The sequence below is a fragment of the Sphingomonas sediminicola genome, from assembly GCF_014489515.1.
Taxonomy (GTDB): Bacteria; Pseudomonadota; Alphaproteobacteria; order Sphingomonadales; family Sphingomonadaceae; genus Sphingomicrobium; species Sphingomicrobium sediminicola.
The window spans coordinates 1,456,730-1,481,042 of sequence record NZ_CP060782.1; the positions used below are offsets into that span (position 1 = coordinate 1,456,730).

Annotated in this window: 19 protein-coding genes, 6 pseudogenes and 2 riboswitches; of the genes and pseudogenes, 8 read left to right on the plus strand and 17 right to left on the minus strand. The window is 63.1% G+C overall.

The annotated features are described in order from the left end of the window. Window positions 1-2: 2 nt before the first annotated feature. The 7 genes and pseudogenes from H9L14_RS07815 to H9L14_RS07840 form a co-directional block, all read right to left on the minus strand. Entirely contained in the window at window positions 3-1,022 is a 1,020-nt protein-coding gene (locus H9L14_RS07815) for a LacI family DNA-binding transcriptional regulator (RefSeq protein WP_246443982.1), read from the minus strand. Window positions 1,023-1,099: 77 nt separating this feature from the next. Then, a pseudogene (locus tag H9L14_RS07820) lies at window positions 1,100-2,601 on the minus strand (tryptophan halogenase family protein). Next, entirely contained in the window at window positions 2,598-3,629 is a 1,032-nt protein-coding gene (locus tag H9L14_RS07825) for a cupin-like domain-containing protein (RefSeq protein ID WP_187707663.1), read from the minus strand. The pseudogene H9L14_RS07820 and the gene H9L14_RS07825 overlap by 4 nt, the downstream one beginning before the upstream one ends. Further along, window positions 3,622-4,338: a SapC family protein gene (locus tag H9L14_RS07830; protein WP_187707664.1), complete on the minus strand. Its 717-nt coding sequence runs from the start codon at window positions 4,336-4,338 to the stop codon at window positions 3,622-3,624. Before H9L14_RS07830 ends, H9L14_RS07825 begins: the two co-directional genes overlap by 8 nt. Continuing rightward, a complete protein-coding gene (locus H9L14_RS07835; RefSeq protein ID WP_343070164.1) occupies window positions 4,335-5,558 on the minus strand; it encodes a tryptophan 7-halogenase in 1,224 nt (407 codons plus the stop codon). The genes H9L14_RS07830 and H9L14_RS07835 overlap by 4 nt, the downstream gene beginning before the upstream one ends. Then, window positions 5,555-5,896, minus strand: a complete 342-nt coding sequence (locus tag H9L14_RS17005; protein ID WP_343070165.1) for a tryptophan 7-halogenase — start codon at window positions 5,894-5,896, stop codon at window positions 5,555-5,557. The genes H9L14_RS07835 and H9L14_RS17005 overlap by 4 nt, the downstream gene beginning before the upstream one ends. A 111-nt stretch (window positions 5,897-6,007) precedes the next feature. Beyond that, window positions 6,008-8,851, minus strand: a complete 2,844-nt coding sequence (locus H9L14_RS07840) for a TonB-dependent receptor (protein ID WP_343070166.1) — start codon at window positions 8,849-8,851, stop codon at window positions 6,008-6,010. A 636-nt stretch (window positions 8,852-9,487) separates the two neighbouring features. On the opposite strand from H9L14_RS07840, the gene H9L14_RS07845 reads away from it, so the two are divergent. From H9L14_RS07845 to H9L14_RS07865, 5 genes are all read left to right on the plus strand, one after another. Next, window positions 9,488-10,252 carry a TonB-dependent receptor plug domain-containing protein gene (locus H9L14_RS07845; RefSeq protein WP_222949789.1) on the plus strand — a complete coding sequence of 255 codons (765 nt, stop codon included), beginning with the start codon at window positions 9,488-9,490 and terminating at the stop codon, window positions 10,250-10,252. Between the two features lie 65 nt (window positions 10,253-10,317). Beyond that, complete coding sequence (locus H9L14_RS07850; RefSeq protein ID WP_187707667.1) at window positions 10,318-10,986, plus strand: hypothetical protein; 669 nt, start codon at window positions 10,318-10,320, stop codon at window positions 10,984-10,986. Then, a complete protein-coding gene (locus H9L14_RS07855) occupies window positions 10,923-11,483 on the plus strand; it encodes a hypothetical protein (protein ID WP_187707668.1) in 561 nt (186 codons plus the stop codon). Before H9L14_RS07850 ends, H9L14_RS07855 begins: the two co-directional genes overlap by 64 nt. A 44-nt stretch (window positions 11,484-11,527) precedes the next feature. Beyond that, on the plus strand, window positions 11,528-11,983 hold the full coding sequence (locus tag H9L14_RS07860; RefSeq protein ID WP_187707669.1) for a TonB-dependent receptor: 456 nt from the start codon (window positions 11,528-11,530) through the stop codon (window positions 11,981-11,983). Window positions 11,984-12,052: 69 nt separating this feature from the next. Further along, a complete protein-coding gene (locus H9L14_RS07865; RefSeq protein ID WP_187707670.1) occupies window positions 12,053-12,718 on the plus strand; it encodes a PilZ domain-containing protein in 666 nt (221 codons plus the stop codon). A gap of 2 nt (window positions 12,719-12,720) precedes the next feature. On the opposite strand, the gene H9L14_RS07870 is transcribed toward H9L14_RS07865, so the two are convergent. The 8 genes and pseudogenes from H9L14_RS07870 to H9L14_RS07905 all read right to left on the minus strand — a co-directional run bounded on the left by H9L14_RS07870 (window position 12,721) and on the right by H9L14_RS07905 (window position 19,941). Beyond that, on the minus strand, window positions 12,721-13,131 hold the full coding sequence (locus H9L14_RS07870; protein ID WP_187707671.1) for a PilZ domain-containing protein: 411 nt from the start codon (window positions 13,129-13,131) through the stop codon (window positions 12,721-12,723). 35 nt (window positions 13,132-13,166) lie between these two features. Beyond that, window positions 13,167-13,817: a DUF938 domain-containing protein gene (locus H9L14_RS07875; protein WP_187707672.1), complete on the minus strand. Its 651-nt coding sequence runs from the start codon at window positions 13,815-13,817 to the stop codon at window positions 13,167-13,169. Continuing rightward, a pseudogene (gene gcvPB / locus H9L14_RS07880) lies at window positions 13,818-15,381 on the minus strand (aminomethyl-transferring glycine dehydrogenase subunit GcvPB). Next, window positions 15,378-16,736, minus strand: a complete 1,359-nt coding sequence (gcvPA, locus tag H9L14_RS07885) for an aminomethyl-transferring glycine dehydrogenase subunit GcvPA (RefSeq protein WP_187707673.1) — start codon at window positions 16,734-16,736, stop codon at window positions 15,378-15,380. The pseudogene gcvPB and the gene gcvPA overlap by 4 nt, the downstream one beginning before the upstream one ends. Further along, window positions 16,737-17,501, minus strand: coding sequence for a class I SAM-dependent methyltransferase (locus H9L14_RS07890; protein ID WP_187707674.1), 765 nt, complete (start codon window positions 17,499-17,501; stop codon window positions 16,737-16,739). After that, window positions 17,483-17,853: pseudogene (gene gcvH / locus H9L14_RS07895) on the minus strand (glycine cleavage system protein GcvH). Before gcvH ends, H9L14_RS07890 begins: the two are co-directional and overlap by 19 nt. Beyond that, window positions 17,850-18,902, minus strand: a complete 1,053-nt coding sequence (gene gcvT / locus H9L14_RS07900) for a glycine cleavage system aminomethyltransferase GcvT (RefSeq protein ID WP_343070167.1) — start codon at window positions 18,900-18,902, stop codon at window positions 17,850-17,852. Before gcvT ends, gcvH begins: the two are co-directional and overlap by 4 nt. Before the next feature lie 126 nt (window positions 18,903-19,028). Then, window positions 19,029-19,121, minus strand: a riboswitch (glycine riboswitch). Between the two features lies 1 nt (window position 19,122). Continuing rightward, window positions 19,123-19,225: riboswitch (glycine riboswitch) on the minus strand. Between the two features lie 83 nt (window positions 19,226-19,308). Continuing rightward, window positions 19,309-19,941: a hypothetical protein gene (locus H9L14_RS07905; RefSeq protein ID WP_343070168.1), complete on the minus strand. Its 633-nt coding sequence runs from the start codon at window positions 19,939-19,941 to the stop codon at window positions 19,309-19,311. A 92-nt stretch (window positions 19,942-20,033) separates the two neighbouring features. Between H9L14_RS07905 and ispH the strand changes: the two are divergent. Then, window positions 20,034-20,989, plus strand: a pseudogene (ispH, locus tag H9L14_RS07910) (4-hydroxy-3-methylbut-2-enyl diphosphate reductase). Then, window positions 20,989-21,458: pseudogene (gene rnhA, locus H9L14_RS07915) on the plus strand (ribonuclease HI). Before ispH ends, rnhA begins: the two co-directional pseudogenes overlap by 1 nt. On the opposite strand, the gene H9L14_RS07920 reads toward rnhA, so the two are convergent. Next, the gene (locus H9L14_RS07920; RefSeq protein ID WP_281389361.1) at window positions 21,455-22,498 is read right to left on the minus strand and encodes a rod shape-determining protein; all 1,044 of its coding nucleotides are present in this window, start codon (window positions 22,496-22,498) and stop codon (window positions 21,455-21,457) included. The pseudogene rnhA and the gene H9L14_RS07920 overlap by 4 nt on opposite strands. A gap of 157 nt (window positions 22,499-22,655) precedes the next feature. Further along, window positions 22,656-23,749: pseudogene (locus tag H9L14_RS07925) on the minus strand (NAD(P)/FAD-dependent oxidoreductase). 50 nt (window positions 23,750-23,799) lie between these two features. On the opposite strand from H9L14_RS07925, the gene H9L14_RS07930 reads away from it, so the two are divergent. Then, a complete protein-coding gene (locus H9L14_RS07930; protein ID WP_187707675.1) occupies window positions 23,800-24,273 on the plus strand; it encodes an A24 family peptidase in 474 nt (157 codons plus the stop codon). Window positions 24,274-24,313 lie beyond the last annotated feature (40 nt).

The following is a 24,313-nucleotide window of genomic DNA, read 5'->3' on the forward strand; positions in this document are numbered from 1 at the left end:
GTCTAACCTTTTAGCGGTCCAGTGGAACTACGAACGATCAACGAGAAGGGCACGATTTGGGTTTTGGTCGGCCCTGGCTCCCCGATGTTGACCTTGATCAGCAGCTCGGCTGCGCGGGCCGTCATCTCTGCAATCGGCTGCCGGATGGCGGTCAGCGGAGGCGCGCTGAACTTGACGATCGGCGTATCGTCGAAGCTGATGATCGAAAGATCGTCGGGAACCCTGAAACCCATCGACTTCGCGACTTCGAGCGCGGCCAGCGACATATGGCCGCTGCTCGCCAGGATCGCGGTCGGCGGGTTCGGAAGTGAAAGCAGTTCTCGTGTCGCGGCCTCGCCGGACTCGAAGGTGAAATCGCCCTGCGCAATCAGTCGCGGATCATCTTCGATTCCGGCAGCGCGGACGGCACGCTGGTAGCCCTCGCGGCGATCGGTGCTCAGCGCATATTCGAGGCTGCCGGTGATGAAGCCAATTCGGCGATGACCGAGACGGGCGAGCTCCGCGGTCGCAGCAGCGGCGGCCGTTGCATCATCCATCGCAATTCCGAAACCCGCGCCTTTTCTGGTCGAACCGATCCGCGCGAACGGAATTCGGCGTTCGTTGAGCAGATTGGTGATGGTCGGATTGTCGCCGTGCGGCGGCGTCAAGATGACCCCGTCGGGATGTAGCGCCCCCAGGGCCGAGGTCAGTTCGCGCTCGACGTTCGAGCTGTGCGTGTCGACCAGCTCGAAGATCATCCGATAGCCATGCTCCGCGCATTTAAGCATTCCGCCAAGCAGCATCTGATCGACCCAGTCTGTGCCATCGCCAGACCGCCAGTCCTCGATTGTACGGTCGCGGTCGTTCAGCGCCAGCAGAAGGTACGACTTCTTCCCCGCCATGCGTCGAGCGGCGAGGCTCGGCACATATCCGAGCTTCTCGATCGCCTTGAGAACGCGTTCCTTGATCGCCGGCCGGACATTCGGACCGTCGTTGATGACACGCGACACAGTTTGAAGCGACACGTCCGCCTCGGCCGCCACGTCCTTGATCGTGACGGGACGCGGACGCGCGCCTGGATTTCGTTGGATTACGGAAATGGCGGCTGCCCTCCCCCGCCTCAGGCCGCTGCCGCGCGGGCGATCCCGCAATAGCGCGACACATAAGCCGCATGTTCGGGCAGCGACTTTACGGTCTTCGCGACCGTGTCTCGGATCGTTGCAAGAAAACGCGCGAGCTCTTCGTTGGTCAGTTTCTCGGCGATCGGATGATGGGTCTGCGGCATGATGCCCTGCCCCATCATCACCTGCACCCAGCTGTTTTCCACGAACAGTTCTTCGTTCTTCCGGAACACCAGCCCGGCTTCACGGAACAGCTCGATCTTCTGCTCCAGCGTGTCCGGGATCGGCATCGATTTGCAGTAGCGCCAGAACTCGCTGTCGGTTCGTTCGGTCGCCTTGTAATGCAGGATCAGGAAGTCGCGGATCTGAAGCATGTCGGTGATCTGCTGATCGTTGAACTCCGCGACGTCCCGTTCGCTGGTCTTGCCGAGCGGGAGCATTCGGATAAGCCGCAGCACTGCCCTCTGGATCAGATGGATGCTGGTCGATTCCAGCGGCTCCATGAACCCGCCGGACAAGCCGATCGCGACGCAATTGCGATGCCATTGCTTCTTCCGCATGCCCGCGCCGAAGCGCAGGATATTGGGCTTGGTCAGGACCTCCCCTTCGATGTTGCCGAGGAGCCGCTCCATCGCGGTGTCCTGATCGAGATAGCGGCTGCAGTAGACGATGCCGTTGCCCACACGACTTTGAAGCGGGATTCGCCATTGCCAGCCGGCATCGTGGGCTATCGCCCGCGTGTAAGGCACTGCAGGACCGACGCTTTCGGTCTGTAGCGCAATCGCAGAATCGCACGGCAACCAGTGCGTCCAGTCCTCATGTCCGACGCCGAGCGTCTGACCGATCAGGACTGCGCGAAATCCGGTGCAGTCGAGAAAGAGATCGCCCTCGATCCGCTCACCGCTGTCAAGAACGAGTGCGGCAATCTCGCCCGTCTCCCCGTCAAGATTGACGGTTGAGATCTTGCCCTCGACGCGTCTGGTCCCATCCCCTCGGCCATGCCGCGCAGGAATTTCGCGTAGAGCCCGGAGTCGAGCTGGTACGCATAGTTCATGCGGTCGTCGGGCAGGTGCGCGAATTTGCCTTCGCGGGCCGCGATCAGCTCCAGGCAATAATCGTCGTAAGATTGCTCGTGACCCTTCTCGCGTCCGTACAGCCAGAAATGCCAGAAGCCGGCGGACCAATGATCCTTTCCGGTCAGCCCAAATGAGTGGAAGTAGTTGTGACCCTGCTCCTTCCAATTATCGAACATGATGCCGAGTTTAAATGTCGCCTGCGTGGCGCGCATGAACTCGGCCTCATTGATGTTGAGAAGGCGATTGTATGTGACGAGCGGAGGAATGGTGGATTCGCCCACGCCAATCGTTCCGATTGCATCGGACTCAACCAGGGTCACATCGACGGTCCTGCCGAGAGTGCGTGCGATTGCTGCCGCGGCCATCCACCCTGCGGTCCCGCCGCCCGCGATCACGATCCGCCGCATCCGCTTTTCGCCGTTCATCTGCTGAGTTGCCGCAAGAGGTAGGCGCGAATGCGCGCTGCGCTTTCCGGAGTGAGCGGCGCAAGGACGCTGCGCGCTTCTTCCGGGATATGCGCTACGACCTCGTCGCCATTGCTGAACACGTAATACTCGAAGAGATCGCGCCAATGCGCCTTCTCATCCTCTGGCAGGTCGCGGATCGCCATGATCGCAAGATTTAGCGCGTCCTGCGGCTGGCCCAGCCAACGCGGCGTGTCGCGCCACCAGTAATTCACCAGCACGTTGAAGGGATCGAGGCCCTCGACATGGTGATACCACATCGATGGAATGTGGATCGCGTCGCCTGGCTCCAAATCGGCAACCATGGCGTGATGAAGCGCCTCACGGAAACGCGGATGCGCCGCGAAATCGGGCGCGTGCAGATCGACCATGCTGACGGCTCGACCTGCGGGCGTGTTGTCGATCGGGCCGAGATAGAGGTTCCTGAACTGATCCGGCGGAAAGAGCGTGAACCGCCGGCGTCCGACTGCAACACAGGCCAGATTGTCCGGAAAGTCGTTGTGCGCCGCTATGCGCGTTCTCGTCCCCATCCAGATGCTGGCCAGGCATGAGCGGTCGCCGAGGTCGACATGGTTGGCCTCGTGAAGGCCATCGAAGAAATCGTGAACGTCGATCGACGCGAGGTAGACCGCAGGCGCGTTCGCGTCCGACTCAACCGCTTCGATCGCCGCGAACAAATCCGGAAGCTTCGCTCGCACCGTGCGGAAATTCATCTGCATGGCTTCGTCGTAGAACAGGCGTTCGCCCGCGCCCGCCTGCCCGATCGATGCCGTGAACAACGCGTTTCGCCGAAAGCGGAGCAGATAATCACGGGCTTCACGGCCCGAGCGGCGTCCCGCCTCAACCAAAGGCCAATCGGAAACCAGTCCACGCACCACGAACGGCTGCTTGTTCTCCCGAAGCAGCGCGTCGAGCTCGGCGGTTGTTGCGGCCTTCGCCTCCGCAACGGGCCGCAGCTTGCCGACCGATGCGGGATCCGCCTCAGCCATTCCGAAGCCGCTGGTTCTTGCGCGCGATCAGCGCGGTGAGATTGCCGAGCGATGCGACCGCCATGAAGATCGGCAACAAGTGACCGTCCGAATGAAGTTCGCCGAGCGATGCTTCGTCGAGCGAGGCCAGCCGCCCCTCATTGATCACGTGAAACTCGACCAGTCGATGCGTCGAACCATCGTCGAGCGTGACCTCGAGGGACATGGGTTCGAGCAAGTCGTGCCTGCGCAATGCAGCAAAGAAATCCGCTGACGACCGATACCCGGCATCGAGCTCACCAAGCTGCTCCGCAATCGTCTCGAGGAACGGCGTCGGACTGCCGTGCTCATCGAACACGCGGATGCCCTCACCCTTGCCGATCCGGCTGCTCGAAACATCGACGTGGACCTGCTTTTCACCGTCCGCGTCGGGCGTGCCCCCGATCAGGAACGGCTGAATGTCCATCGCCAAAGGCCGATAGCGAGCGTCCCATCCCCCGTTCTCGAGAAACAGGTTCTCGCCTGCCTCAAATCCGAAGATCGCAAGCGCCGTGAAGCTATCGCGTTCAGGATTGAGCCGGAAAAGGATCGGATATTCGTTCTGGACCCGCCTGAATTCATTCGGAACGACGACGCAGGACATCACCGCGTCCCCAAGCTCCGCGCCCCGGTCGGTGCGAATGCGAAGGTCGCGATGCGCTTCCGCAGTGAGGATCTCGTGCGAACTCATTGAACCGAGATCCCCTCTGCGATCGGTAGCGCGGCTGTGGACCGAAGCGCGTTCAGATATTCGCGATTGGTTGGAAGCGCGGAAGCAAGTGCCCTGGCGCGTTCGCGAACCTGCCGTACCGCCGCAGCTTGGTCCGCGGGGGCTTGCCCGAGCGCGCCTTGTCGAGGCGCGGAAAATCCCATGCCGTACAGGACATACTGATAGCTCGCGGCAGGGAATACTTCGTCGACTTCAGGAAAGTCGAAGCTGGACGGCGGCTGGTCCCTCCAGATCCGCAGCAGGTCGCGCAGGCGATCCGGCGTCGCACCGGGTTCCCGATGCTCCTTCCAGTATGGCTCGTCGCGCCGGCTGATCGCATAGTGAAGTTTCAGGAAGTCGATGACCCTGTCCCACCGATACGAGAAAAGTCGGTTGAACCTGCTCGCGTGCAATTCCATCGCGTCGCGAGAGGCCGGAAAGTAGTCGATCAGAGCATCAAGCGACAGCTCGATCGAGACAATCGCGGACGCTTCCAGCGGCTCTAGGAAGCCGGCCGACAAACCGATCGCCACGCAATTGTGGGACCAGAAAATTTCGCGATGTCCGGAACGGAACGTAAGCCTTCGCGGCGAAAGGTCCGCAACTGCAACCTCCGGCGCCGTTCGGCGGAGGTAGGCCTCCAACTCGTCGGACGCCTCCTCGTCACTCAAGTGGGCGGAGGAATAGACGCATCCCACGCCGCGCCGGGTCGGCAAGCCGATGTCCCACATCCAACCCGCTCTGTGCGCGGTCCCGATAGTCTGGGAAGCGATGGCGCTTTCCGCATCGACCGGCACCTGAACGGCGAGCGCGCGATCGTTGAAGAGTTGGGCCGACCGGTCGACAAACGGAACACCATACTGTCCGCCGATCAGGAGAGCGGCGTGTCCCGTGCAATCGAGGAACAGATCACCCTGGATCTCGCCATTGGCACGCGCGGTGACCGAGGCGATGTCTCCATTGTCGGCCATCGTTACGGCGGTAACGTGATCGCGAACGTGCCTGACTCCAAGGCGCTGCGTGGCGTGTCGGGTCAGCAGTGCGGCGAGCTTCGCCGCGTCGAGATGGTAGGCGTAGTTCAAGGCGCCAGCATAATCGGGCATCGCCTTTTGCCGCGGCGCGAGATCCAGAGCGCAGACTTTGGGTTGAGCGCAGACGGCCTCGGCGAACGACATGCCGGAAGCACGCCATGCAGCGATCATCTCCCGCGGATCGCCGCCGATCGGCGGGACGAAGGGGTGATAATAGCCGTCCCCGCCTCACCCGTCGCCCAGCCGTCGAAGCGCGACCCTTGCTTGAAGGAGGCATCGCAGCTGACGAGAAAGTCGCTCTCCGAAATGCCGATGCGCTCGAGCGTCTTGCGGATTGTCGGCCAAGTCCCTTCGCCGACCCCGATCGTCGGGATATCGGGAGATTCGATGAGGGTAACCTCGACCGGGTGCTCCGCGGCCGGATTGGACGCCGCGGCGAGCCTGCACGCTGCGAGCCAACCGGCGGTTCCGCCGCCGACGACAACGATCCTGGCAACTGAGGTCCTCAAGCTTCCAATCCAGTCGCTGGGCCAGCTTTCCCGGCCTCGCAAGTCCGAGGCCGGTCCATCCTTGCAGGCGGTCGGTTCGACCGCAAGGTCGCTACCGCTGCCGTGTCAGGTTCAGAAGGTGAACCTAAAGCCTGCCGCGTACCTTGCATAACCCGGCGACGCGAAGGTCACGTTGCGGTCCGACCGGCGGTGCCCCCGCCGGCTTTCGCCAGTCAGGTTGATCACCTCGCCGAAGACTTGGAACCCCTTCCGGAACTCCCAGCTCGCGCTGGCGTCCACCTGCCCATAGGCCTCGATGTAATATGGGTTCGGCCCCGTTCCGGCGAGATACTGGTCACGCCAGTTGTAGGCCACGCGGGCCTGAATTCCGTTCTTGTCGTAGAACAATACCGCGTTCGCGCTGTCGCTCAGCCCGGTCAACGCGAATTGCGACACGTTCCAGGGAAGCGAATTGTCGTACTCCGCGTCGCCCCGGACGATCGTGTAGTTCAGGATCGTGCCGAAGCCGGTGTCCCAAAAGTTGTGCTGTACGGCGAACTCGAACCCGTAGAGCCGTGCCTTCTGGTCGCTGTTGAACGGCGTCGTGATCTGGAAGTTGAGGAGCGGGTCCTCCGGCAGTGACAGCACGAAGATCTGTCCGTTGGGCTGAATCTGGACCGTGCCCGGGTAATTGGTCGCAATATACTGCCTGATGTCGGTCGCGCTGGCATTCGGGCCCAGCGCCGCGATCGCAGCCTCATAACGCGGTCCGCCGATTGGCGTTCGCAGACCGAATGCGTCGGAGCTTATCTGCGTCGTCGACAGGAAGTTGCTGACGCTCTTGTGGAAATAGCCGACCGAAACGTAGCTCGCCGGCCCGTAATACCACTCCGCCGACAGGTCGAAGTTCTTCGACAAATACGGAAGCAGGCCGGGATTGCCCTGGCTGCCCGTGCCGCCGCCAACCCGGAACAGGGAGTCGAGCGTGCGGCCGCCCTGCAGGCTCGCGTAGTCGGCGCGCGTGATCGTGTGACTGTAAGAGGCGCGCAGCTTCACGTCTCTCATCGGCGACATGTCGAAATCGATCGACGGCAACCAATTGCTGTAGCTGCCCTTGAACGTCGTGAAGTCGCTGTCGCCCGAATAAATAATCCCGAACTCATTGTCCGCGACCCAGCGCGTGCCGGACGGCACCGGGACGAGCGCCGACGAGGTGACCTTTGTCTTCTCGTAGCGCATGCCCGCGACAAGGTGTGCCGGGTGATCGAGCAGATCAAACTGGCTGTTGATCTGAAGGTACGGCGCGAAGGTCCGCTCTTTCGTCCGGCGGTCGACAGTGAATTGGGCAAGGCAACTGTTCGCTTGCGAGCTTCCCGTCAGCGGGTTGCTGCACGTGCCGTACAGGTCCTGGATGAGGTCTACCATGCGTTCGAAGTCGAAGGTGTAGAAGCTCTGGATCATGCTCGGGTCGTCGGCACCCGAGACACCGTCGAAGCGATCCGGCAAGCTTTGGAGTTGGAAGATGTCGTCCGGGATGTCGGATGCCGGTCCGGCCCCGCCCCACGTATCGTTCTGAATAAACCCGTAGGCGGAACGAATCTTGTTATCGATGTAGGACACGCCGAAATCGAGACTGTCGACGACGCTATTGTCGAAGTCGTAACGGCCGATCAGCTGCCCCTGGTTTATCCTGTCCTTGAAGTATGCGTTGCGGAACGCATTGCCGGTCGGCGTGATCAGCGACGCATTAAGCGGATCGATGCCCGGCGCCATATTGTACGAGATGACCGGCAAATCGTTGTCGAAATTGATTGTCTGATTTGCGACCCCGAAGATCGCGTTACCGACGGCCACGCTGCTGCCATACTTGTTGCTCGGCTTGGATTCGGCCGTCGAATGGTGAGCGTCGACGGTAAGGGTCAGGCCGCCGAGCCCTTTCCAGGAAAGGTTCGCGCCAAGCGACTTGTTGATGCTGCGATTGGCGGTCAGCGCGCCGCTGTAGGACAGGTCCTTACCGATATTGCAGGTGCCGGAAGGCGCAACGCAACCCGGATCGGGCGCAGTGAAACGCTCAGTGTAGAACACCGGTCCGGCAACGGGGCCGTCGGTCCACTCGCTCGACGTGTCGCCGTGGTTGAACCACACGCCGACGTTGCTGTTCCGAACTTCAACCGTGTTCTGTGAATAGGTGTAGTCGATTGCTCCAGAAAGCGAGTCCGTCGGCTTGAATTGGAGCACGAGCTGGCCGTTGATCCGCTCGCGGTCGATATCGTTGAGATCGTACGACGCGTTCTGCGGAACTTCGTAGACGTCGTTCGGTCCCGGGCGGTTGGTAATATTGACGTACCGTGGATCGCCCACCTGCGCGAGCGAACCCCAATTGTTTTCCGAACCAAGATAGCCGTCGCGCCAACCGACATTGGCCTGGTTCACGCTCGCCTTGCGCTTCTGGTAGGCGCCGGTGACGAGAATTCCGATCCTGTTGTCGGCGAACGTGTCGCTGATGATTCCGGAAATCTCTGGTGTGATCGGGTTGCCGTCGTTCCGCGAGGAATCGAGGACGCCCTTGGCTGCGATACTGCCGCGGAATCCCGGCCGATCGAGCGGGCGCGGCGTCCGAATGTTGATGGTCGATCCGATGCCGCCCGACGCGACCGATGCTCGGCCGGTCTTGTAGACTTCGACGGCCGCGATCCCTTCCGAGGCAAGGTTGGCGAAATCGAAAGAACGTGACGAAGGCGGGCTGGCACCGTCGCCAAGGCTCGACGTCGGCATCTGCCGGCCGTTGAGCGTGACCATATTGAATTCAGGGCCAAAGCCGCGAACCGTCACGAACGATCCTTCGCCGTTGTCGCGCTGGATCGACACGCCGGTGATGCGCTGAAGCGATTCTGCAAGGTTCGTGTCGGGGAACTTGCCGATGTCCTCGGCGGAGATCGCGTCGACGACGCCGATGGAATCACGCTTGATGTCCATCGATGCCCTCAAGCTGGCGCGGATGCCGGTAACGACGATCGCTTCGCTCTCGGGCTCGGCGGTCGAGGCGGCCGCCGGAGGCGGGGCACTTCCGAGCTTTCGGGCCGGCCGGCTGCTGGTGCCGTATCCTGGGCGAAAGCGGTTCCGGGAACCGCGGCAATCGCCATTGCAGAAACGCCAACGAAGAAGTGCAAAGGCGAGCGAGTGGCAGTTCGACGCATCGATATATCTCCCCCTCAAGAATCGGCGCGGTCTCCCTTCCCACCGAAATTGAGAACGTTCACTTTTCATTGCGCCACACCCTGTTTGTCAAGCCCCGACGAAGCCGGTCGGAGCTTTCCAGCCGGATTTGGGCGCTCATCCGGGGGCATTTCTCTCGGCGGAGCGAGCAAAGTGGTGAATTCTCAACCTTGGTTAGGTGGGACCACCAAAGCTTCGATGATATGTTCCCGGCATGAAACTGCTCGAGAACGGTTCCTTGGCCTTGCAGGCCGTACGTCGGATGAGCCCGCCCGTTTGCCGAAGGAAGAGGTCAGGTCAGGAGACGTTCAGCCTCGACCGTCAACCGGACGATGCATGCGAGATTATAGTAATCCGTTAGTTCCCGTTGGAACCTGGACCGCCACCGCGATCGCGTTGGCCCTTTCCACACCTGCATACGCGCAGGCCGCCACGGCGACCGACGTCCCTGTCACCACAACAGCGGCGGAAGCCCAAGCCCCGGCGACGGCCGCTCAGCAAGCGCCAGCAACCGAAGAAGACATTTACGGCGAGGAAGGCGACGCGATCGTCGTCACCGGCATCCGCCGCGGCAGCGTCGTCGGCGACATCCCTCCGGAGAATGTGCTCGGTGGCCGCGACGTGCGGGCGACGGGCGCGACCGATATCAACGAGCTTCTCGATGCGCTCGCCCCACAGATTGGAAGCGCTCGCGGTCGCGGCGGCGAGCGCCCCATCCTGCTCCTAAACGGGCAGCGCGTTTCCAGTTTCCGGGAAATGCGGGACATCCCAACCGAAGCCATCGAGCGGGTCGAGATCCTGCCTGAAGAAGTCGCGTTAAAGTACGGATATCGCGCCGATCAGCGGGTCGTGAACATCGTCCTTCGGGAACGCTTCCGTTCCACCGTTGCGCGCCTGGAAGGCAATACCGCGACCGAGGGTGGCTATCTGGGCGGAACCGGGGAACTGACCCAGCTTCGAATCCAGAGGAACGGCCGGACGACATTCAACGTGCGGGCGAAGCCAATTCGCCGCTTACAGAAAATGAGAGAGACATCCGCCTTGAGGATACATCCTCTCCTGACGAGCGATCGGCAAGAACCCTCATCGGCTCGAAGCAACTCCTGCGCGGTGCCGCCACGCTCAACCGGACAATCTGGAACGACGTTGGTGCAACGCTGAACGCGGAAGTCGAGCACAACCAGGGACGATCCCTGTTCGGATTATCCGACTTCGCGATTGACCCGTTGGTCCGCAACACGAGCACCGACAGCGCGCACCTCGGCTTGGCCCTCAACGGTAACAAGGGAAAATGGCGTTGGTCGGCGACGGGCAACGGCGACGTCGGCCGCTCCCTCACGCGAAGCGACCGCAAGGACGAGACCGAACGCGATCGTTCAGAAAGCGTGACGATTTCGGGCGACGTCGATCTCACCGCCAACGGCCCTATGTTCGCCGTGCCCGCCGGTGACGCCAGCATGACTGTCCGCATCGGGGCCAGCACGCTCCACTTGGACAGCGAGCGGCGGAATGCAGGCGGCTTCTCCGACAATGATCTGAGCCGCACCCGCGGAAGCGCGAGCGCGAATTTCGACCTTCCGATCTCGCGCCGCAATCGGGATTTCAGCGCGCTAGGCAATCTTACGCTCAACGCCAATGCCGAGATCGAGCAGCTTTCCGACTTCGGAACGCTGACGACGATCGGAGCCGGCGTGAACTGGTCGCCCGTCGATCGCCTCAGCTTCCTCGCGAGCTGGACCCGTGAAGAAGGCGCGCCGACCGTTCAGCAGCTTGGCGACCCGATCCTGGAGACCCCGAAACGCGCGTGTTTGATTTTACGACCGGGGAAACGGTGCTCGTCAACGCGATCACTGGCGGAAATCCGGACCTTCTCGCCGACAAGCGCAACGTTCTGAAGATCGGTGGCAACTGGAAGCCGCTGGAAAAGACGGACCTCGGGCTTCGAGCCGAGTACGTCCGCTCGCGCCTGGACCGCCCGGTTTCCACATTTCCCGGCGTTAGCGAAGCGCTCGAAGCCGCCTTCCCCGAACGCTTCGTCCGGGATTTGTCCGGCCAGCTTGTCAGCGTCGACTTCCGGCCGGTGAACTATGACGAGGCACGGCGCGACACACTGCGCTGGGGCTTTGATTTCTCGATGCCGCTAACGTCGGCGCGGCCTTCGCAAGCCGCAATCGACCGCTTCCGCGCTCGCAGAGCGGCCGATGCCGGCCAAGCCGCCAATACGCCTCGGGGAGCCCCGCCGCCCGACGGACCACCGCCAGAGGGTGGCCCACCGCCGGAAGGCGCCGGTCCGTCCTCGGGCGGCCCCGGCGGCGGCGGATTCGGTCCCGGCGGGGATTCGGCGGACGGTTCGGCGGCGGACGCCAAGGCGGCCGGCTTCAGTTCTCGCTGACACACACCGTCAATCTCATCGACGAGGTAACGATCCGGCAGGGCGTGCCGAAGCTCGACTATCTCCACGGTGATGCCTTGGGTTCGACCGGCGGGCGCCCTCGCCACCAGGTCGAGGCGCAAGGGGGTTATTTCAACAACGGCCTCGGCGCCCGCGTCTCCGCCAACTGGCGCAGTGGAACGCGCGTCGACAGCAGCACTGGCGACGACCTTCGCTTCTCGCCTCTGGCCACTTTCGACCTCAGGCTCTTCGCCAATCTCGGCGAGCGCTTCGATCTCGTGTCGAAATATCCGGTGCTTCGAGGAACGTCGCTTCGTTTCGAGGTGAACAACATTTTCAATTCGAGGCCGCGCGTTCGCGGCGCCGCCGGAGAGGTGCCGTTCAATTACCAGTCCGACCTGCTGGATCCGCTTGGCCGAACGATCTCGATCTCTTTCAGGAAACTGTTCCTGCCTCCGCGCAGCTTCTTCAGGCGACAAGCTGCGGAAGGACAGGATTGAGAGAACAAATTCGCCATTGCGGAGCGAGGGTCAACGATCTGGTAAGCGTAAGCAGTTACGCCTGAAGATATGAGCGACCGGAAGCCGGAGACGTTGGTGGAAGAACAACCGGTTGAGACGACGCTTTATTCGCTGTCCGATCGTACACCGAATCCTGCCGAACGGCGGGATGGCGAGCGCTACCTGACTCTGTTCAGGGTTGGCTCGGTCATGATCGGCGACAGGCGCGAGCTCTGTCTCATCAAGAACATCTCAGCCGGCGGGATGATGATCCGGCCCTATTGCAAGCTGGAAGAGGGCACGCGCGTCTCGGTCGAGCTCAAGAGAGGCGAACAGATACCCGGAATGATTAGCTGGGTCCGCGAGGATTCCGCCGGGGTGGAATTTGAGCAGCCGATCGATGTCGTGGAATTGCTCGCAAGCTCGATGGAAGGGCCCCGCCCTCGCATGCCGCGAGTCGAGGTTCGGTGCATCGCCTCGATCCGCCAGGGATCGAACGTCTACGGCATGCGCGCCCACGACATTTCGCAGGGCGGAATCAAGGTCGAATCGAACCGAGACCTCGATGTTGGAGCCGAGGTACTCGTCACTCTTCCTGGCCTGCCTTCAAAGGCGGCGGTCGTCCGTTGGCGCGAAGGCAATGCCTACGGCATCACTTTCCAGCGCCTGCTGGCGCTTCAGGAACTTGTCGACTGGTTGAGGGAGCAGCGCGAGCTGCTGCGTTCCAAGAACTGATCTTATTCGCCCGGTCGGCTGGCCGACGGACTCCAGACCCAGCTTTCCGCCAATCTCTGCTGCTCCGACGTCATTTCGCGAGCGGTGAAACCGGGTCGCCAGTAGCGTGGCTGGAGCTTGGGACGCGGCACCGGAACGTGGCGAAGTACTTCGCTCGGCTCCAGCTTCGAATCGAATGCAATGCCGGCGTAGTGGCCGTTGACCCACACCACCCGGCCCTGCGCGTTCAACTCATTGCGGACGAAATGCACCGACGTGCCTTCGATCGGCAGCTTCTCGCTTTCGACAAGCGCGCCTTCAGCCGAGAGATTGCGCAGCTTCACGGCCTGCGAAGTGCCGCCGTGCTCGAGCTTGGCTACGAGCAAAACCTGCGAGCGACGCGAGCGGCGGTTCTGGCAATTTCTTTCGTCCATGTCCGTTCAGATAAACGACCACGGTAAAGCTTTGCTTAAGTGCGTTGGCTGCCAGTCAGCCGAAAGAGCAGCATCAAGTTGTTCGCGGGCATCCGGCGCCACTCCACGAGCTGGAACCGGTGAGAGGCGGCGGCGGCCTCGAAATCCTCCACCCGCCGCAAGCCCCACTTCGGATCGCGAGCCTTTAGGTCTGCATCGAAAGCAAGATTCGACGGCGCCGTCTCGAGGTCGTCCTTGAGCCACGGACCGTAGAGGATGAGCGGACCGCCTTCGGGCAGGATGCGCGCAGCCCCGACAATCAGTCCAAGCGACGCCGCCCACGGGCTGATGTGCGCCATGTTGATGTTGAGGACCGCATCCGCCCGTTCGATCGGCCAGGCGCCCGCGCTCGCGTCCAGGGCAATAGGAGGCTTGATGTTGGACGCACCTGAAGCCGCTCTCCACGCTTCGATCGAAGCGAGCGCGTCCGGGTGCATGTCGCTCGGTTGCCAATCGAGCTTCGGAAACTGCTCGGCAAACCAGGCCGCATGCTCGCCCGTTCCGCTTGCAACCTCGAGAACGGTGCCGCCTTCAGGAAGCCAGTCGGCGAGCACTTCCGCGATCGGCTCGCGGTTGCGGAGCGCCGCGGGAGCCGACCGGCGAGCGTCCTCTGCCGGCGGTCCCTCGTAGAAGCGGCGCTCGTTCATTTACTCCGCCGCCTGGGCCGGCTCCGGATCCTTGTAGACCAGCACAGGCTTCCGGGCTGCGAGCGTCTCGTCGAGACGGCGGCGCGGCGCATGGACCGGAGCGGCTTTGAGAGCCTGATCACCCGACTTCGCCCGCCCAGCGATCGAGCGCAGGGCAAAGATGAACTGGTCGAGGCTCGCCTTGGACTCCGTCTCGGTCGGCTCGACCAGCATCGCGCCGTGAACGACCAGCGGAAAGTACATGGTCATCGGGTGGAAGCCTTCGTCGATCAGCGCCTTAGCCACATCGATCGTGCTGAGGCCCTCCCGAATCCACGGTCCGAGAAAAGTGCTTCGTGCATGCACGGTCCGCTTGCCCCGAACGGCGCTTCGAGCACGTCCTCGAGCGAGCGGAGAATGTAGTTGGCGTTAAGGACCGCATCCTCCGCGACGCGGCGAAGTCCATCCGAACCGTGGCTAAGCATGTAGGACGCAGCGCGCGTGAACATGCCCATCTGGCCATGGAACGCGACCATCCGGCCGAAGCTCTTCGAGTGATGCTCGCCCGCCGTCTCCTCCTCTACGAGAACGAAGCGGTCGCCCTGCTTCTCGACGAACGGAAGCGGCGCGAACGGTGCAAGCGCCGCGCTGAGCACGACCGGCCCGCACCCGGACCGCCGCCGCCGTGCGGCGTCGAGAAAGTCTTGTGCAGGTTGATGTGCATCGCGTCGACGCCGAGGTCGCCCGGACGGACCTTTCCGACGATCGCGTTGAAATTCGCGCCGTCGCAATAGACGAGAGCGCCGGCCGCATGGACGGCATCGCTGATCGCCTTCATGTCCGGCTCGAACAGGCCGCAGGTGTTCGGGTTGGTGATCATCACCGCCGCGACGTCGGGCCCGAGCCGCGCTTTCAGCGCTTCAAGGTCGACGCGGCCGGCCTTGTTCGCCGGGATGTTCTCGACGCGATAGCCGGCGAAGGCTGCGGTCGCCGGGTTGGTGCCGTGCGCACTCTCCGGAACCAGCACGACCTCCCGCTTGTCGCCGCGGGCCTCGAGCGCAGCGCGAATGCAGAGCAAGCCGCAGAGTTCGCCATGGGCACCGGCCTTGGGGCTCATCGCGACTGCCGGCATCCCGGTCAGCGTCGTCAGCCAGCGGCCGACGAGATCGATGACCTCGAACGCGCCTTGCACCGTGTCGGTCGGCTGAAGCGGATGGATGTCGGCAAAGCCGGGCATCCGCGCGATTTTCTCGTTGAGGCGCGGATTGTGTTTCATCGTGCACGACCCGAGCGGGAAGAGCCCGAGGTCGATTGCGTAGTTCTGCCGCGAAAGGCGCGTGTAATGACGCACTGCTTCCGGCTCGCTGAGACCGGCAAGGCCGATCTCGCGATTCCGATCCAGCCCGCCGAGACGGCCTGCATTCGATTTGAACTCAGGGAAATCGACGCCGGTCTGCTCGGTCGACCCGATCTCGAACAGCAGAGGCTCCTCGAGCATCAGCGCGCGGTTACCGGTCACCGTCTGCGCCTCGCCCTGCTCGTTCGCAGGAGTGGACGGCCGCCAGCCTGAAGGATTGACGGTCATTGGCACACCTCCTTCAGACCCGCTTCCAGGGCCGCGATATCCTCGTCGGTCACGGTTTCGGTCACTGCGATGATCAGCCCGTTCTGCAGCGCGTTCGCGCCCGGATATAGCCGCCCGAGCGACACGCCGCCGAGAATGCCCTTCTCCGCAAGGTCGCGGACCACTGGACGGGCTTCGACAGGAAGCTCGATCGTGAATTCGTTGAAGAAGCTGTCGTTGATCAGCTTCACACCCGGAATTGCCGACAGCCGGTCCGCAGCTTCGCACGCGCGCGCGTGATTCAGCTGAGCGAGCTGCCTCAAACCCTTCTCGCCAAGCAGGCTCATGTGCACCGAGAAAGCCAAGGCGCAGAGACCAGAGTTCGTGCAGATATTCGATGTCGCCTTCTCACGGCGGATGTGCTGTTCGCGGGTCGAGAGCGTCAGAACGAAACCGCGCTTGCCACCCGCGTCGACGGTCTCGCCCGCTAGGCGGCCCGGCATCTGCCGCACAAATTTCTCACGGGTTGCGAAAAGCCCAACATACGGGCCGCCGAATTGAAGGCCGACGCCGATCGATTGGCCCTCACCCACCACAATGTCCGCGCCCATTTCGCCCGGCGACTTGATCAAGCCGAGCGCCACCGGTTCGGTTACAACCGCGATCAGAATTGCCCCGTTGGCGTGAGCGGCCTCTGCAATCGGGGTCAGATCGGTGATACGGCCGAGAATGTCGGGATACTGGACGACAATCGCGCTGGTCTCGCCGTCGATCGCGGCGATCAGCTTTTCCGCGTCCGTTTCAGCGCTCAGGTCCGGCTGCGAGGTCTCAAGCCGGTCCTCGGTGAACTTCGCCATCGTCATCGCGACGCTGACGTAATGCGGGTGCACGCCCGACGAGATGATCGTCTTGTTCCGCCGCGTAATGCGGTGGCCCATGACGATCGCTTCCCACATCGCGGTCGAGCCGTCGTACATCGACGCGTTCGCGACTTCGCAGCCGAACAGCCGCGCGACCTGAGTCTGGAACTCGAACAGGACCTGGAGGGTGCCCTGCGCGATTTCCGGCTGGTACGGCGTGTAAGCCGTCAGGAACTCACCGCGCTGGATGATGTGATCCACGCTCGCCGGAATGTGATGCTTGTAGGCACCGCAGCCGAGGAAAAACGGCGCCTCGCTAGCCGCCAAATTCTTGCGGGCAAGGGCTCCAAGCTGGCGCTCAACGGACAGTTCGGAGGCATGCGGCGGAAGCTCCGCAATCGGCCCGGACAGCAGCGCGTTGGCCGGCACATCTTTGAACAGGTCATCGACAGTCGTGGCGCCGATCGTCTGCAGCATCGCGCTGCGGTCGGCGTCCGACAGGGGCAAGTAACGCATCTAGTTGGGCTTCCTCATGATGAAGCGAAGGCGGACATAATCGGCATTGTTGGTGCCCACGGCTTCGGCGACGGCCTCGCCGATCTGGGCGCGTTCGTCTTCGGGCACGCCGGCGCGGTCGAGCCAGCCGCGGCGGAAGGTGGTGACCCACTGGCCGATACCGTTGGGCATGGGGGTGGGACGTTCGATCAGGCGGGCATCGAGCTCGGTGAAACCAGCGGCCTCGTAGACAGCGGCGAAGTCTTCGACCGAGGGATACCAGTTCGACGATTCCAGCGGGGGCGGATAGCCTCGTGCGACCAGCTCGGCGTCGAGCGTCTGCCGCAGCTTCGCGAGATTGCCGTCGCCTCCCATCTCACCGGCATATCGGCCACCCGGTTTGAGAGCGCGGATGGTCGCGTGGGCTACTCGGTCCTTGTCGAGCATCCAGTGAAGGGCTGCATTCGAGAAAGCCGCGTCGAATTCGGCATCGAACGTCATATCGGCCGCGTCCATCTCGAGCACGTCGAGCCCGATCGCCCGCGCCGCGGCGACCAGCTCGGGCGAGTTGTCGACACCAACGACATCGGATCCGCGCTCGACGATCTTGTGGGTCAGTGCACCATCGCCACAGCCGACATCGAGGATCCGCTCTCCCATCTTCGGATCAAGCAGATCGAGCGCGGCTTCTCCAAGATCGGAAACGAACCGTCCGACCCGGGCATAGTCAGCCGCGTCCCAGCGGCTCGTCGAGGCGATGACGTCGCTCAGAGCGTCGCCACCCATTCCCGATATGAGGCCTCGTCCATCAGGCCCTCGACCTCGCCCGGATTGTCGAGCTTGATCTTGAAGAACCAGCCCTCGCCTTCCGGGTCGCGGTTGATCAGCGCCGGGTCGTCAGCAACCGCCTGGTTGCCCTCGGTCACCTCGCCCGCGACCGGCGAATATACATCTGAGGCTGCCTTCACCGACTCCACGACGGCTGCTTCCTGGCCCTGTTCAGCTTGCGGCCCGTTTCGGGCACTTCGGCGAAAACAATGTCGCCAAGCGCTTCCTGCGCGTGGTTGGAAATACCGACGGTCGCTTTGTCGCCTTCGACGCGGATCCATTCATGCTCACGGGTGAAGTAGACCGTCATGCACTTGCTCCCTTGCGGTGATATCGATGGGGTACGAACGGAAGCGCCGCAACGCGTGCGTCGAACAGCTTTCCGCGCTGTTCGAGTTTTAGCGCCGTGCCGACTTCCGCAAGATGGTTTGCGACATAGCCCATGGCGATCGGCCGCTGCAGGCTGGGTGAGAAACCGCCGCTGGTAATCCGGCCGATTTCATTGCCTTCGCCGTCCAGCACCAGCGCGCCTTCACGAACCGGCTGGCGACCGTCGATTTCGAACCCGACGCGCTTCTGGGCCGGCCCATTCTCCATTTCGGCGAGGAACCGGTTGTAGCCGGGGAACCCGCCCTCGGCCCGACGACGCTTGCCGATCGCGAATGTCAGTCCGGCCATCACGGGGGTCGTCGTCCGGTCGATGTCGTGCCCGTAAAGCGGAAGTCCGGCTTCGAGCCGCAGCGAATCTCGCGCGCCGAGGCCGATCGGCTTCACGCGCTCATCACCCACCAGCCAGTCAGCGATGGTCTGAGCCGCGGCCGAATGGATGGAAATCTCGAATCCGTCTTCCCCGGTATAGCCGGAGCGGCTGATCCATGCCTGGTGGCCGACCACCCGGAACGGCCCACCCTGCATGAAGCCAAGCTCGGAGACGCCAGGAGCGATGGCCTCAAGAACTTCGACTGCCTTCGGCCCTTGCAGGGCGAGCAAAGCCTGTCCCTTCATATGGTCCATGACCGTGCTGCGCGGCATGAGATTCTCGAAAATTTCGAGGTCGCCGTGCTTGGTCGCTCCGTTGACGACGACGTAGAATTCCTCTCCGCGGCGCGTGGCCATCAGGTCGTCGATGATCGTGCCGTCTTCGGCCAGCAGCATGGAATAGCGCAGCTTCATGTCGCCGAGCAGCTTCAGCTCGCCAGGAAGCAGCGTCTCCAGCGCGGCGTCGACCTGGCTGCCATGGAAAAGGATCTGGCCCATGTGGCTGACATCGAACAGGCCGGCGTTCTCGCGCACCCACAGGTGCTCGGCCATGATGCCCTCGTACTGGACGGGCATTTCGTAGCCGGCGAAGGGAACCATGCGCCCCCCTGAGCGCGATGCCATTCGTCCAGCGGAAGCTTCTGAAGTTGCTCTTGATCGACTTCGCTCATCGCGCACTCCGGTTGCGACAGCCGCACGGGTGGATCCCGTCCGACGCCGTCGCCCCCGTCTGTCGCGCGACCTGAGAGCTTTCACCAGCCCGAGGCCGGCTTACCCTTCGGTGGTCCGTCATCGTCGTGACGGACACTTTCCAGACTGTCAGGCGCGCGCGGTCCCTTTGCCTGAGAGATTCCGGGGCGGTTGCTCCTTCGGCGCCGCGACAACCCGTTGAGGGCTATCACGAACTCTCCCGCGCGGCCTTCCGGCGAACTAGCCACCGGAGACGGGCGGAGCCTTGGCTTCACGCGCACGCGAAGTCAACGCGCTAATCGGGCAGCCGGACTCCCTAGCGGGTGACGTTGTAGCGGAGCTGCTGCTCGGTCAGCTGGAAGCCGACCAGATGCTCGAACGTCGCATTGGCGACCGCCGACCGAATGGCCGGATCGGTCATCGGATCGACTGCGGCAGACGCATCGCCGGCCTTGCGCGGGCGGGTAAGCTGCTTCTCGATGTCGGCCGGAAGCTGCGCAGAAGAGCGGCTCACTCGTGCGGTCGCCTGGCCATTGGTCTGTGCGCGCAGGCTACCCGGCGCAAAGTCGAGACCGACGCGACCGACGCGCTTGGCGACGACCTGATTGCCGGCCTGGAGGACGACATCGAAATACGGAAGCACAACCTGACGGGCGGCCGTCGGATCGCGGCGCGTAGCAACCACATCGAAGGTGACCGTCGAGATGATTTGGTCCCCTGCTTCCTGGCAGTTGGCGCGAAGGTTGGTGATCGTCGCCGTCACATCGATCGCGTCCGCTGTAATGCTGTTCGCGGGATCGAAGATGGTGACATCGCCTGTGCCGGCAGGAATACCGGGGATCGGGCAAGCGCTTCGGCGGACGTAAATTCCGCCCTGCTCGGGGTTACCCTCGCGCGAACAGGCCGGCAGGAGGGCGAGAATCATCAGCGGAATTAGACGAAGCTTCACTGGGATTGGGTTCCTTGTCGGCCTGGGCAAGTCGCAGCAGTTCATAGGAAGCGCCTTCAAAGGCTGCAAGCGATGGCTTACATGGCCCGCCAATGCCTGAACCTAAGCCTAACCCCAAGCCTTCGTTGCGCGTCCTGATTGCGGCCCCGCGCGGATTCTGTGCCGGCGTCGATCGTGCGATCCAGATCGTCGAGCTCGCGCTCGAGCGTTTCGGCGCACCTGTCTACGTGCGCCACGAGATCGTCCACAACCGCTTCGTCGTCGAACGGCTGAAGGGAATGGGCGCCATCTTCGTCGATGAGCTGGACGAAGTACCGGACGATCGCCCGGTCGTTTTCTCCGCCCACGGGGTCCCGAAGGCCGTGCCAGCCGAGGCGCAGGGCCGCGGGCTGACCTATGTCGATGCCACCTGCCCTCTCGTGTCGAAGGTCCATCGCCAGGCCGAGCGCCTGATCGAGGAAGGGCGCCACATCCTCTTCATCGGCCACGCGGGCCATCCGGAAGTGATCGGCACGTTCGGCCAGGTTCCCGCCGGATCGATGACCCTTGTCGAGACCGTGGAGGATGCCGAGGCGGTCGAAGTTCCCCCAGCAATCTGGCTTTCCTCACCCAGACCACGCTTTCGGTTGATGACACAGCGGCGGTCGTGGGCGCCCTCAAGGCTCGTTTCCCGGAGATCCGCGCGCCCCGCAGCGAGGATATCTGCTACGCCACTTCGAACCGACAGGCGGCCGTCAAGGCGATCGCGCCTGAATGTGAGCGGCTTCTGGTCATCGGAGCGCCCAACAGCAGCAATTCACTTCGCCTCGCCGAGGTTGCCGAGCGTATGGGCGTCTCGTCGCGGCTAATCGAACGGGCAGCGGACATCGACTGGGATTGGCTCGGTCAGCCCTCCACCATCGGCCTCACGGCGGGTGCGTCGGCACCCGAGCTTCTGGTCCGGGAGGTGTTCGACGCGCTGCGCGAGCGTTTCGACGTAACGGAAGAAATCGCCGACCACACGCCGGAGCGAATGACCTTCAAGCTGCCGCGCGAGCTCGTCACCTAGTGGCGGAGCTCCCGCTCGTCGAAATCTTCACGGATGGAGCTTGCCGCGGGAACCCCGGCCGGGAGGCTGGGGCGCGATCCTTCGCAATGGAACGAAGGAGCGCGAGATTTCGGGTGGCGAGCAGCTGACGACCAACAATCGGATGGAGCTCACTGCTGCGATCAAGTCACTGGAGGCGCTCAAGCGGCCGTGCCGAGTCCAGCTTCACACCGACAGCAATTATGTCCGCGACGGCATCACCAAGTGGATCCACGGCTGGCGGCGTAATGGCTGGAAGACTGCCGACAAGAAGCCGGTGAAGAATGCCGAGCTTTGGCAAGAATTGATCGACGCCTCCGCTCGCCACCGCGTGGAATGGCATTGGGTGAAAGGCCATAGCGGCCATTCAGAGAACGACCGCGCCGACGCGCTGGCCTGCGCCGAAGCCGACAAGTTCAAGGCTTCGCGAATCGAGCCGCCCGCCGCCTAGAACGCGACAAGCGCTCCGCGATACGTCGGATCCTCAAGCGTCTGGCCGGCGCCCAAGGCGACGCAATCTAGGGGTGAGTCGGCAACCCGCACCGGCAGGCCGGTCTCATATTCGAGAACGGTGCTGATCTCGCGGAGCAATGAGCCGCCCCCGGTCATCGTGATCCCGGCATCGATCACGTCGGCCGCGATTTCCGGCTGCGTGTGCTCGAGCGCCGAGCGGACGACATGGACGATCCGGGCGACCGGCTCCGCCACCGCATCGGCGACCTGCGCCTGGGTCAGCATGATCTCGCTGGGCACACCACGCGCAACGTCGCGCCCGCGCACATAGGTCGAGACATTGTCCGATTCCTGCGACCTCTTGGCCGCGCCGATTTCCATCTTCACCCGCTCGGCCGTGCCTTCGCCGATCAGCAAATTGTAGTTGCGTCGCACATAGGAGGAGATGGCCTCGTCCATCTTGTCGCCGCCGACTCGGGATGACTCGCAATAAGCCAGTCCTTGCAGCGAGATGACGCCGACCTCGGTCGTCCCACCGCCGATGTCGACGACCATCGATCCGATCGGGTCGCGGACCGGAAGGCCGGCGCCGATGGCGGCAGCCATCGGCTCGTCGATCAGGGAGACCTTGCCCGCTCCAGCATTGGAAACTGCGTCGCGAATCGCCCGTCGCTCGACGGACGTCGCGCCTGACGGGACGGAGATCACGACCTCCGGACTGCTCGTGAAGCGGCTTCCGCCGGCCTGCGCCTTGCTGATGAAATGCTTGATCATCTGCTCGGCGACTTCGAGGTCGGCGATCACGCCTGCCCGCAACGGACGAATCGTTTTGATGCCTTCTGGCGTCTTGCCCATCATCAGCTTGGCATCGTCGCCGACGGCCCGCACCTTACGCAGGCCGTTGAACCATTCCATCGCGACAACAGAGGGCTCGTTGATGACGATCCCGCGGCCCTTCACGTAGACGACGGTGTTCGCGGTGCCGAGATCGATGGCGATGTCGCGCGAAGCGAACTTGAAGATGCTGGTCACGCCCACTGCGCGATATCCCCCGGATGAAACACCCGGCCCGCTCAAGCCAGGAATATCAAAGGAGTAGACAGATGCGCCGTGGCGACTAGTCGTTCGCGATGCGGCCGAACCACCTCAGCTTTCGTCTCATCGTAAACGATAAGCCGTTGCACGGACGGAAGAATTAACGGACGAAGCGCGACGCCCGATATGGCTGCGGATCGATCCTGCTGACCATCGAATCCGGCTCGGCCCCTAACAGCTGTGAGGCCGCGAGCTTGCTGGCGGCGGGGGCGGTTTGGATGCCAAACCCGCCCTGCCCACGCACCAGAAGAACAACGGGACATCCGTGTCGAACCCGTAGACAGGCTTGCGATCGGGCGCGAAGCTCCGGAGGCCGGCCCAACTTCGTTCGACCGCTTCTACTGGCCAGTCGACAACCTGCTCGAACCGATCGATCGCCGTCGCCACATCGATTTCTTCGGGAGCGGCATCGCAGGGATCGCTGTCGATCTCGTCGTGCGGGCTGAGCCAGATGCTTCGGTCGCTCTCGCCTTTGAAGTAGAATGTGCCCGAGGCGTCGTCGACGAGCGGGAGATCGCGCAGTCCCGAATGGCCGACCCTCAGCTGCACCATCGTCCGACGCTTCGGCGCGATACCGAGCGGGCGAACACCGCACGCCTCGGCGACCGTATCCGCCCAAGCACCCGCCGCATTGACGAGAATGGAGGCCGAAATGCTCGATCCATCGCGCAGCTCGACGCGCCACGCGTCCTGCCGAAACGCAGCCCTTTGAAGCGCTGAATCCGTAGAAACTGTCCCGCCATTGAGTCGGAACTGGCGAAGATAGGCCGAATGCAGCGCTGCAACGTCGATGTCGGCGCAGCCCGGTTCGAGCAGTGCCCGGCGCCATTGCGACTTTATGCCGGGAACTAGCAGCTCCAGCTCGCCGCGCTCGACCACCCGGGAACGGACGCCGTTCGGTAGCTCCGGCAACTCGTCCCGGGTGAGATGCACCGCTCCTCGGGTCCGAAGGAATCCGCGATCGGAAAAGTCCTCCGGAGGCCGCTCGAGAAAGTCGTGCGAGGCAGCACTCAGCTTCGCGACATCCGGGCCGCCGTAACTCTCAAGCCAGAACGCCGCCGAGCGCCCGGTCGCATGCATTCCGCAGTGGGATTCCGCCTCGACGATCGCGGCTCTCGACCGCCCCGCGATCTCGGCGCCAAGGCTCGCCCCGGCGATTCCGCCGCCGACAATCAGGACATCGAATTCAGCCATTCTTGAGCGCGGTTACGGTTTGGAAAGCCCTGCCGTCTAGGTCTGGCGGCATGACGAACGGCGCGTTTACCGAAATCCTGCTTGGAATTCTCGCATTGCTGCTCGTCCTGGCGGCGGTGATCGACGTGCGCACGTTCACGATTTCCAACCGGCTGAACCTGGGAGTGGCGCTGATGGCGCCCCTCTACTGGTGGTCGGCTCATTTGCCGCTCTGGCCGGACATCGGGATCCAGGTCGCGATCGCAGCCGGCGTCTTCGCGTTGCTCGCCGTGGCCTTCTACGCCGGGATGATGGGCGGCGGTGACGTCAAGCTCGCCGCGGCACTCGCGCTTTGGTTTTCGCCGCAGTCCACATTGCGATTCCTGGTCTTCATGTCGATCGCGGGCGGAGTGCTGACTCTGGTCGTCGTCGGCCTTCACCGGCTGAAGAAAAAGCCCGGAAAACCGGAAGTTCCGTACGGCGTAGCGATCGCCGCCGGCGGCCTCCTCATTCTTATCCAACGGTTTCTTAACCAATTTGCCTGATGTCTGTCAGCGTACTGGGCCCGAAAAGGGGAGGCGATTT

What these genes read in the sequence shown, in the direction of transcription:
- H9L14_RS07825 (WP_187707663.1), bottom strand. Translation starts at nt 3,629, where the DNA reads ATGGCTGAGGCGGATCCCGCATCGGTCGGCAAGCTGCGGCCCGTTGCG.
- H9L14_RS07830 (WP_187707664.1), bottom strand. Translation starts at nt 4,338, where the DNA reads ATGAGTTCGCACGAGATCCTCACTGCGGAAGCGCATCGCGACCTTCGC.
- H9L14_RS07835 (WP_343070164.1), bottom strand. Translation starts at nt 5,558, where the DNA reads ATGATCGCTGCATGGCGTGCTTCCGGCATGTCGTTCGCCGAGGCCGTC.
- H9L14_RS07840 (WP_343070166.1), bottom strand. Translation starts at nt 8,851, where the DNA reads ATGGACATCAAGCGTGATTCCATCGGCGTCGTCGACGCGATCTCCGCC.
- H9L14_RS07865 (WP_187707670.1), top strand. Translation starts at nt 12,053, where the DNA reads ATGAGCGACCGGAAGCCGGAGACGTTGGTGGAAGAACAACCGGTTGAG.
- H9L14_RS07870 (WP_187707671.1), bottom strand. Translation starts at nt 13,131, where the DNA reads ATGGACGAAAGAAATTGCCAGAACCGCCGCTCGCGTCGCTCGCAGGTT.
- H9L14_RS07875 (WP_187707672.1), bottom strand. Translation starts at nt 13,817, where the DNA reads ATGAACGAGCGCCGCTTCTACGAGGGACCGCCGGCAGAGGACGCTCGC.
- gcvPA (WP_187707673.1), bottom strand. Translation starts at nt 16,736, where the DNA reads ATGCGTTACTTGCCCCTGTCGGACGCCGACCGCAGCGCGATGCTGCAG.
- H9L14_RS07890 (WP_187707674.1), bottom strand. Translation starts at nt 17,501, where the DNA reads ATGGGTGGCGACGCTCTGAGCGACGTCATCGCCTCGACGAGCCGCTGG.
- gcvT (WP_343070167.1), bottom strand. Translation starts at nt 18,902, where the DNA reads ATGGTTCCCTTCGCCGGCTACGAAATGCCCGTCCAGTACGAGGGCATC.
- H9L14_RS07930 (WP_187707675.1), top strand. Translation starts at nt 23,800, where the DNA reads ATGACGAACGGCGCGTTTACCGAAATCCTGCTTGGAATTCTCGCATTG.